The organism is Bradyrhizobium sp. HKCCYLRH3073, assembly GCF_051167995.1.
In the GTDB taxonomy this organism is placed as follows: Bacteria; Pseudomonadota; Alphaproteobacteria; order Rhizobiales; family Xanthobacteraceae; genus Bradyrhizobium.
Window position 1 is genome coordinate 736120 of sequence record NZ_JBNPUD010000003.1, and the last position, 8672, is coordinate 744791.

7 protein-coding genes are annotated in these 8672 nt (G+C 62.0%); 1 reads left to right on the top strand and 6 read right to left on the bottom strand.

Going from position 1 to position 8672, the window contains the following annotated elements; genetic code table 11:
• Nucleotides 1–187: 187 nt before the first annotated feature.
• The 3 genes from ACQR1X_RS11030 to eno all read right to left on the bottom strand — a co-directional run bounded on the left by ACQR1X_RS11030 (nt 188) and on the right by eno (nt 3760).
• Complete coding sequence (locus ACQR1X_RS11030) at nt 188–1183, bottom strand: MBL fold metallo-hydrolase (RefSeq protein ID WP_434898801.1); 996 nt, start codon at nt 1181–1183, stop codon at nt 188–190.
• Between the two features lie 120 nt (nt 1184–1303).
• Entirely contained in the window at nt 1304–2443 is a 1140-nt protein-coding gene (locus tag ACQR1X_RS11035) for a zinc-binding dehydrogenase (RefSeq protein WP_434898802.1), read from the bottom strand.
• A gap of 33 nt (nt 2444–2476) precedes the next feature.
• Entirely contained in the window at nt 2477–3760 is a 1284-nt protein-coding gene (gene eno, locus ACQR1X_RS11040) for a phosphopyruvate hydratase (RefSeq protein ID WP_434898803.1), read from the bottom strand.
• A gap of 180 nt (nt 3761–3940) precedes the next feature.
• On the opposite strand from eno, the gene queF reads away from it, so the two are divergent.
• Nucleotides 3941–4417 carry a preQ(1) synthase gene (gene queF / locus ACQR1X_RS11045; RefSeq protein WP_434898804.1) on the top strand — a complete coding sequence of 159 codons (477 nt, stop codon included), beginning with the start codon at nt 3941–3943 and terminating at the stop codon, nt 4415–4417.
• A gap of 140 nt (nt 4418–4557) precedes the next feature.
• On the opposite strand, the gene ACQR1X_RS11050 is transcribed toward queF, so the two are convergent.
• From ACQR1X_RS11050 to ACQR1X_RS11060, 3 genes are all read right to left on the bottom strand, one after another.
• The gene (locus ACQR1X_RS11050) at nt 4558–6675 is read right to left on the bottom strand and encodes a KAP family NTPase (protein ID WP_434898805.1); all 2118 of its coding nucleotides are present in this window, start codon (nt 6673–6675) and stop codon (nt 4558–4560) included.
• Nucleotides 6668–7216, bottom strand: coding sequence for a DUF6998 domain-containing protein (locus tag ACQR1X_RS11055; RefSeq protein WP_434898806.1), 549 nt, complete (start codon nt 7214–7216; stop codon nt 6668–6670). Before ACQR1X_RS11055 ends, ACQR1X_RS11050 begins: the two co-directional genes overlap by 8 nt.
• 82 nt (nt 7217–7298) lie before the next feature.
• Nucleotides 7299–7580 carry a YrhB domain-containing protein gene (locus ACQR1X_RS11060; RefSeq protein WP_434898807.1) on the bottom strand — a complete coding sequence of 94 codons (282 nt, stop codon included), beginning with the start codon at nt 7578–7580 and terminating at the stop codon, nt 7299–7301.
• Nucleotides 7581–8672 lie beyond the last annotated feature (1092 nt).

The following is an 8672-nucleotide window of genomic DNA, read 5'->3' on the forward strand; positions in this document are numbered from 1 at the left end:
ACGCCTGACATAGGCGTTCGCCGGAGCGGCGGGAAGCCCGGCATTTCGCATATGCAAAACAAGCAGGCCGCATCGAAAGACGGCCTGGCACACTCCATCCCCGTCATTGCGAGGAGCGAAGCGACGACGCAATCCAGAGTCCCGACCGAGCCCCTGGATTGCTTCGCTTCGCTCGCAATGACGGAAGTTAGATCACCGGATTCCACGGCGCCGGAATCAGCCGGTACTTGGCGCCGTCCTTCTCGACATAGCCCACCGAGGGGAACGAGAAGTGGAAGCCGATCACCTTGGCCTTCTCGGCGGCGGCCATGTCGTAGAACTTGTGCCGCGTCTCCTGGGCCATCGCGGCATCGGTGTCGAACATCACGTGCCAATCCGGATTGCGCAGGAACAGCTCGGGGACGTTGGTGACGTCGGCCTGGATCAGGACCCTGGCATTGCCGGAAGCGACCGCGAACGAGGTGTGTCCCGGCGTGTGACCGGGCGTGCCGAGCGCGGTGATGCCGGGCGCGACCTCCTTGTCCCACTCGTACTGCGTGAGCTTGCTTTCGAGCCCGCCGAACACCTTCTTGAAGTTGGCGAAATTGCCCTTCATCAAGTCGGTCTGCGCCTTGGCGGCGTTCTCGTCGCTATTCCAGAACGCCCACTCCTTGGCCGGCACCTTCAGCTCGGCGTTCGGGAACGCCAGCGAGCCGTCCGCGAGCTTGAGGCCGTTGATGTGGTCGCCATGCATGTGGGAGAGCACGACGACGTCGATGCTCTTCGGATCGACGCCGGCGGCAGCGAGGTTCTGCAGCGTGCGGCCGACCGCGCCCTTGCTGGCCTCGAAGGCCCCGGCCCCATTGCCGGTGTCGATCAGGACCAGCTTGGAGCCGGTGTTGATCAGTTGCGGATTGAAGGGGATCGTGATCATGCCCTTCGGCATGTAGGCGCTTTCGGCAGCCGCGAGCGCGTCGTCCTTGGCGGTGTTGACGACGAACGTGTCGGGCATCGGGAAGGTGCGCGCGCCGTCATTGACGGAGGTGCATTCGTAGTCGCCAACCTTGTAGCGGTAGAAGCCGGGGGCCTGCGCGCCGGCGGGCGCAACCGCCGCGCGTGCCTGTCCGGCCAGCGGCGGCAAGGCGGTTGCAGCTCCGGCGAGGGCCGCACCAGCCAGAAATCGACGGCGATCCAATCGGGTCATGACAAATCTCTCCTCAGTGCTTCATGCGGCTGACGCCGCCCCCCAGACAAACGGGGCGGATTGTCTCCGCATGCGGGCCAAACGCAAGCCCGTCAGCAACGTCCGAGGAGCGACGTTAGGTCACTTATCTTTGTTGGGGTCGATGAGGAATTTTTCGCCGGTGGCCCGTTTGGCGTACACGGCGAGGTTGGCCGGATCGAGCGCCTCGGACAAGGAAACGACCTTGGTGTAGTGGCTGGCAAAGGTCGTCTTCAGCTCGTCGACGACGCGCTGGCGCAGCCGCTCGGTATCCGCCTTGCCGATCTTCATCAGGAACGGAAACAGCAGCCAGCCGCCGACGCTCCAGGTCATGCCGAAGCCGCGGGTGATCTCGGTCGGCCTGACGTCGAGGCTGCCGTAGATGTAGACCTGCTTGTGCACGTTCGAGCCGTATCGGCTGTACGGGTGCTTGCCGGACTTGTTGATCGCGGCTTCCATCGCGTTGAGGATCTGGCCGGCGAGCTTGCCGCCGCCGATCGCATCGAAGGCGATGGTCGCGCCGGTCTCGACCAGCGCCGCGATGAGTTCGTCCATGAAGGTGGGCGAGGTCGAATCCACGACGTATTTGGCGCCGAGGCCGCGCAGGATCTCGGCCTGCGCCGCACTGCGCACGATGTTGACGAGCGGGATGCCGTCCTTGAGGCAGATCTTGTTGAGCATCTGCCCGAGATTGGACGCGGCCGCGGTGTGCACCAGCGCCGTATGGCCCTCGCGCCGCATCGTCTCGGTCATGCCGAGCGAGGTCAGCGGATTGACGAAGCAGGAGGCGCCCTCGGCCGGGGTCGTGCCGGCCGGCAGCGGCAGGCATTCGGAGAGCTTCAGGCAGCGATACTGGCTGTACATCGCCCCGCCGATCGCCGCGACCGTGCGGCCCATCAGCGCCTTGGCGGCGTCGGAGGATCCGGTCTTGACCACGACGCCAGCCCCCTCGTTGCCAACAGGCATGGACTCGTCGACCCGGGCGGCCATCGCCCGCATCCCGGTTTCCGGCACCTTCGCGATGATGACCGGACGGTCCTTGGTGCCGGACGCCTGCATGGTCGTGAGGTCGGCAGCGCCAACGAGCAGGCCGAGATCGGACGGGTTGATCGGCGCCGCCTCGATCCGCACCACGACCTCGTCCGGCCCAGGCTCGGGGGTCGGCACGTCGACCAGCGAGAGCTCGAGCTCACCGCTGCGCTTGATCAGCGTCCGCAGTTGCAGGCCTGTCTCGACACCCATGCGCGCCTCCCTCTTCCGTGTTGCGTTCCGGACTCAGGCCAGTGCCTTCAGCGCCGCCCTGCCCGCATATTTGGCCTGCGCGTCGAGCTCCTGCTCGATGCGCAGCAGCTGGTTGTACTTGGCGGTGCGGTCGGCGCGCGCCAGCGAGCCGGTCTTGATCTGCCCGCAATTGGTGGCGACCGCGAGATCGGCGATGGTGGAATCCTCAGTCTCGCCGGAGCGGTGCGACATCACGGCGGTGTAGCCGGCCTTGTAGGCCATCTCGACCGCGGCGAGCGTCTCGGTCAGCGTGCCGATCTGGTTGACCTTGATCAGGATCGAGTTGGCGCGGCCGTTACGGATGCCGTCCTCCAGACGGTTCACGTTGGTCACGAACAGGTCGTCGCCGACGAGCTGGCACTTGTGGCCGATCAGATCGGTCAGCTCCTTCCAGCCGTCCATGTCGTCCTCCGACATGCCGTCCTCGATCGAGGCGATCGGATAGCGCGCGACGAGGTCGGCGAGATATTTGGCCTGCTCCGAGCGCGAGCGCGACTTGTTCTCGCCCTCGTAGACGTACTTGCCGTCCTTGAAGAACTCGGTCGCGGCGCAGTCGAGCGCCAGCATGACGTCCTCGCCCGCGGTGTAGCCGGCCTTGCCGATCGCGGCCATGACGAAGTCGAGCGCGGCATCCGCCGACGGCAGGTTCGGCGCGAAGCCACCCTCGTCGCCGACATTGGTGTTGTGACCGGCCTTCTTCAGCTCGGCCTTCAGCGTATGGAAGATCTCCGAGCCGCAGCGCAGCGCCTCCGCAAAGGTCGGTGCGCCCACCGGCATGATCATGAATTCCTGGAAGTCGATCGGGTTGTCGGCGTGGACGCCGCCATTGACGATGTTCATCATCGGCACCGGCAGGGTGCGCGCCGAGGTGCCGCCGACATAGCGATACAGCGGCATGTCGTAAGAGATCGCCGCCGCCTTGGCGCAGGCGAGCGAGACGCCGAGGATGGCGTTGGCGCCGATCCGGCTCTTGTTCTCGGTGCCATCGAGCTCGATCAGGATCTGGTCGATCTGGACCTGGTCCTGCGCCGACATGTCGCTGAGCGCCTCGTAGATCTCGTCGTTGATGGCCTCGACCGCCTTCTGGACGCCCTTGCCGAGATAGCGATGCTTGTCGCCGTCGCGCAGCTCGACCGCCTCATGGGCGCCGGTGGAGGCGCCGGACGGCACCGCGGCACGGCCGACCGAGCCGTCCTCCAGGACGACGTCGACCTCGACCGTGGGATTGCCGCGGCTGTCCAGGATTTCGCGGCCGATGATGTCGACGATGGCGGTCATGGGGTCCTCTTACGGCGTTTCCGGGTGGGCATTGCTGCGCCGCTTCTACCGCAAGGTCACGGGGGCGAAAAGGCCAAGTCGAGCGGAAGTCGGGCAGAACTGGCGTCGAAATCACGAACCGGATGACGCCCGGCCGGCGATTGGCTAAAGGGGCGCCAATTGCGACGGATGGCACAAAACATGGCGAAGAAATCCACCCCAGCCCTGACATCGGCCGGCCTCCAGCTCGGCCGCGAGGTGGCGGCCCCGGACAGTCCGGAGGCGGCCAAGCTCGACCGCGTCCCCAACCCGCAGAAGGACACCGATTACCTGGCCCGCTTCACGGTGCCGGAGTTCACCTCGCTGTGCCCGGTGACCGGCCAGCCGGACTTCGCCCATCTCGTCATCGATTACGCTCCCGGCCCCTGGCTGGTCGAATCCAAGTCCCTCAAGCTCTACCTCGCGAGCTTCCGCAACCACGGCGCCTTCCACGAGGACTGCACGGTGGCCATTGGCAAGCGCCTCGCCGCCGAGATCAAACCCAAATGGCTGCGCATCGGCGGCTACTGGTACCCCCGCGGCGGCATCCCGATCGACGTGTTCTGGCAGACGGGGAAGCTGCCGAAGGGCCTGTGGGTGCCCGACCAGGGCGTCGCGCCGTATCGCGGGCGCGGGTGACGGGCGAATGCTTGGCCACCATCGTCATTGCGAGGCAAGGCCGCAGGCTCAGGTCTCGGAATGAAGGCCGTTGTAACGTACGATCATCGCAGTCCATAACGCCCATCCGTGGCGTGCGCATTGGGAGAGCGTCAGGCGCTTCACCACCGCCCGTCTCTGGCCTTTACCAAAGCGACCCGCAGGGAGGCTTCGATATTGTCGCTCTTTAGTCGCATATCCACTTTGGCGCGATATTGATCGTAGGTGCAGATCTTTGAGATCGTCTCCTGATCGGTGAAGTAAATTCCGCCGTAGAGCATGAGCGTGAGACCGTCAACCACACGCTGATCCTTCAGCTCAGCATCCAGCGCTCTCCGGCATGGATCGTCCCAGATCCCCGTATCGAGCATGGTGTAAATCGGCGTCAGGTCCCAACGGCATGGGATCAGCTTCCCGCTCAAGTGCTCCGTTCGCCAGCGATGAGACAGGTCATTGGCGACTGCGTCCGTTTGCTCTGCGGTTAGAATAGCCGCATTTTCGGGATGCTTCAAATGTCCATAGAGACCATGACGAAAGACTTGCCGACGAAGCCACAAAGGTACGAGTTCGTCTTCTTCTTGGTTCTTGAGGTTGACGAAGATCTTGGTGGCTGTCTCTTGGAAATCTGGATTGCGCCGAACGCAATTCTCTAGGATCTCAGCGAGATTTTGAACGATTTCGTGCATCGGACTGTAGCTATGAAGCCATTCGCAGTCAGGCTTCCTGGCAAAGAGCGCGATGCCGCGCCATAGATTAACATGGTCGATGCTGGGCACCTGGGTGTAGATGTCGTCAAATCGATCGATGAATGCGCGCAGGGAGCCTTTGCTGAATGCTGTACGAAGTATCTCTGCAGCCTCTTCAGGCGGAGCTTTCAAAAACGCCAGAATGCTGGTCCGCGAGTATTCGCCAGGTGGCAAGCCCAATCTCAAGGTTGTTATGAATGGACGGCGATGGTGGATCGCATCCGGGCTATCGTCGTCTCGGCTCTTACTTTGCAACGCCGAGGAGACCACCGGGAACATAAACCCGAGCAATGATCGGATACCCTCGGGATACTCGGAGTCTGGCAGGAGCTTTTTGAGCCGTTCTCCCTTTTTTTCCTCCTGGTGGTCGAGCCGATCCTGAAGGCGGCGAACCATACCTGCCTCCGAGAAGATCTCGCTCGTAAACTCGTCGGGCTGTGACCGCAGCAATTCCACTGCCTGGGGTGCCTTTGTAAGGAGGACGCTGAAGCCGAGCAGATCGATCCAGTCCACTTCGTCGCGCAACATTCCGGCGATCGCGTGGAACGTGCCCGTCAGTCGTGATACATCGCGAGGCGTATCTAGAACTTGTTCGGAGAGAAGCTTGACCAGCTTTTGATAGCGGTCCAGCGTGTCGAAGCCGTCCGGCAAAGCGAGCTGGTCTTTGAGCATCTGGAGCTCGTTCGTCAAAAGCTCGGCGACCTCATTCGCAAAGATTGTTGGAAGGGGAATTTGGAGTTGGACGATCTTTTCAAGATAGGCGCGGCCGCGCTTTTCAGCGGTCGCGTCGCTATGCCCCAGTCCCAGGGCCTGAACGACGCGCTTCTCGTCGTAGGCCAAGACGTAGGAGATTCCGGGGAAATCGGCGACGGAACGGACCAATTGCGCGATGGTGCGTATTTCTTCATCTTCAACCCGGTCGAGCTCGTCGATTAAAACGACGATCGGCACATCGACCGCAGCGAGTTCCCTCATGAGGCGGGATTTCAGGGCGCTGAGACTCTCGCTGCTTTTGGCCGCCTCTTTGTAGGCGTCCGCTCCGCCTTTCATGATGAGGCCAAGCAGCGGGTTCGCCATACTAGCGATTGGGGCGATATAGCCGCCATAGGTCGCGAGGGTTTGCCCAATTTTCCGTAGCTGCGCGCTCGCCCTCGACCCTGCATTGATCGTACGGATGAGTTCGCGAATGAATTCACCGATCAAATCCGTGCGACCAGAGATGAGCCACGGATCGAAACGGACCACGACCGATTTGGGATACGTTGTCTTTAAATGCTCGCTTAACAGATTTAGGATTGAAGACTTACCGCTTCCCCAAGGTCCCGTAATGCCAACGGCAATGCCGCGAGACTTTTGCGTCAGCTTATCAATCAATGAATCCGCCAGTCGCCGGACGAAATTCAACCGCCCAAGGACATCCTGGCTTGCATGATCGATCGGGCGCTCAGGCTTGCCCGGCGACTCCGACCCTTTCTCCTTGCTGTCCTCAGCCATGGCACCTCTTTTCTACTGATGACATTTCGCGCGGCCAGACTTGGCGGGCGCCACTCAGTCGCCTAAAATCGCTGATGCTGAGGGCGCCGCGTTCGTTGCGGGCCCGAGAGCCCGGTTCGGCAAGGCGCCGGGAGACCGAGCTGAAGGGCGCTTCCCACATTTCAACTGGTTCAAGGATCGCGGCGTCTAGCAGCACCAGAAGAACCACGTCGCAGGCGGAGTCGAGCTTGATGCGCCCGATCCGCTGGCCTCGGTTTGCATTCCCGGTGCAGGCGCGGCCCTTGATCTGGATACGGACCGGACCGTCCGGACTTTGGCGAACGGCGTCATACCCAGCGGTACGCGCCACCGCGAGCTCAAGATCGAGGCATTCCGCGGCGACGAACTCGGCGATCTCACCGGTGACGCCGAGGGGTTTACCTGTAAGGGCATAGTACTCGGCTGCCAGGGGGCGGACGGCCGCCAGGATTGCACGAACGCGTGCGGCAGCGTCTACATTGATGGGCGAGATATCCGTGGAGGAACGATCTTCGGTTGTCATGCCGCCATCCTGCAAGAAGATTTGGCGGGAGCAAAGACGTATTTCCGGCAGTTATTTTCTAGAGCGACGATCAAACATCGTCTCAATTTTCTGCAAGCACCAGCTTCAGCCCTTCCTGCCACGAGAGGTAGGTCGGCAAATTTCGGAGCTTGCCGTTCCGATCTATGAAGATGGGAGCGTTTCCGGCAACCGTATACTGAAACTCGTCCGTCTCTTGATGCAACTTCGAGTCATAAAAGAAGACCCATCCTTGCTCCACATTTTCCGTGGCCTCTTCAAGAACCAGCAACTCGCATCCAGCCACTTGCTCCAGTCCCGCGATATGACTGGCGGCCAACTCTCTCGCTTCGTCGAAAGAAACCATCCGTGAGTCCTCAAACACCATACAAACCGGCATACTTATACCCGCTTGTTGTGGGCATTCCGAACAAGTTCAGAACGTGTTTCGGGGAATGTTCAGGCAGCCTGCGCCTGTGTGGCCTCGCTGATACTTATCTATTTAGCTTGGTACTTTTCAGTTGAGCAGGCCTTCCTGGGCCTCAGCCCTGTACCGCACCACTGAATGAATCTTCTCCCGCCCGCGAGCCTATGGCCACTGAGTCGCCCGACGGGCACGCTCCCGATCGACCTTCTCAGTCGACGCAACCATCAAACCGTTGCCCTCGAAAGCCAATTTGTGCCACGCTTTCAAGCCGATCACCGCTCTCAGACCTCCCGCTAAGAATATTTCACTTTCGCTTTATCGGAATTCATGATTGACTATCTCCGTCCCGTCTCGATCAGAGGGGCGCTTCGCGGTCGTCACGGACGTTGAGGCGGGATGCGGTGGGTGTGTCGGGTTCGCAGCGTGATCAGTCACGCGGACGAACGGACCTGATGCGCCGGCGAAGTCGTATGGTCCTGGCCTCCCGACGCTGAGGCTACGCTGGCGGGGATGATGATCCGCCGGTCACGGGGGCAAGACAGCCCGGTCCCCGGGGAGAGTACGTATAAGCCGCCCAACCATCGCGCGGGGAATGCCGGGATGTCTCGGCTGAACCTGTGGTTCCTGCCGCCTGCATTTTTTTCTGCAGGCGGGCCATGGGGGCGGCCAGCTCCCGGCATTCCCCGTGCCCTCTTCGAAGGAAAGAGGGCATGTCCAAAGGCAAAGCTCGGACGCAGATGCGCCGCGAGATGGCGGCGGTGTGCGCCCAGGGCTAAAGCAGCAAACGATGGGCCTTTATGCGCTCGCCTGTCTCCACGTCGTCATGCCCGGGCTTGTCCCGCCTGCGCGGCCGAAGCCGCTTCGGCGCGGCGAAGGCCCGGGCATCCACGTCCTTCTCGGCGTGCCGGACGACGTGGATGGCCGGGACAAGCCCACGGCTGTCCGGTTCAGCTTTCGCATATTGCGAGGCTCAACTGTTGTGGGTTTTTGGCAAGTTGGGGTGGCCCCGTGAGCAATTGATCGATGGGGCGG

What these genes read in the sequence shown, in the direction of transcription:
- ACQR1X_RS11030 (WP_434898801.1), bottom strand. Translation starts at nt 1,183, where the DNA reads ATGACCCGATTGGATCGCCGTCGATTTCTGGCTGGTGCGGCCCTCGCC.
- ACQR1X_RS11035 (WP_434898802.1), bottom strand. Translation starts at nt 2,443, where the DNA reads ATGGGTGTCGAGACAGGCCTGCAACTGCGGACGCTGATCAAGCGCAGC.
- eno (WP_434898803.1), bottom strand. Translation starts at nt 3,760, where the DNA reads ATGACCGCCATCGTCGACATCATCGGCCGCGAAATCCTGGACAGCCGC.
- queF (WP_434898804.1), top strand. Translation starts at nt 3,941, where the DNA reads ATGGCGAAGAAATCCACCCCAGCCCTGACATCGGCCGGCCTCCAGCTC.
- ACQR1X_RS11050 (WP_434898805.1), bottom strand. Translation starts at nt 6,675, where the DNA reads ATGGCTGAGGACAGCAAGGAGAAAGGGTCGGAGTCGCCGGGCAAGCCT.
- ACQR1X_RS11055 (WP_434898806.1), bottom strand. Translation starts at nt 7,216, where the DNA reads ATGACAACCGAAGATCGTTCCTCCACGGATATCTCGCCCATCAATGTA.
- ACQR1X_RS11060 (WP_434898807.1), bottom strand. Translation starts at nt 7,580, where the DNA reads ATGGTTTCTTTCGACGAAGCGAGAGAGTTGGCCGCCAGTCATATCGCG.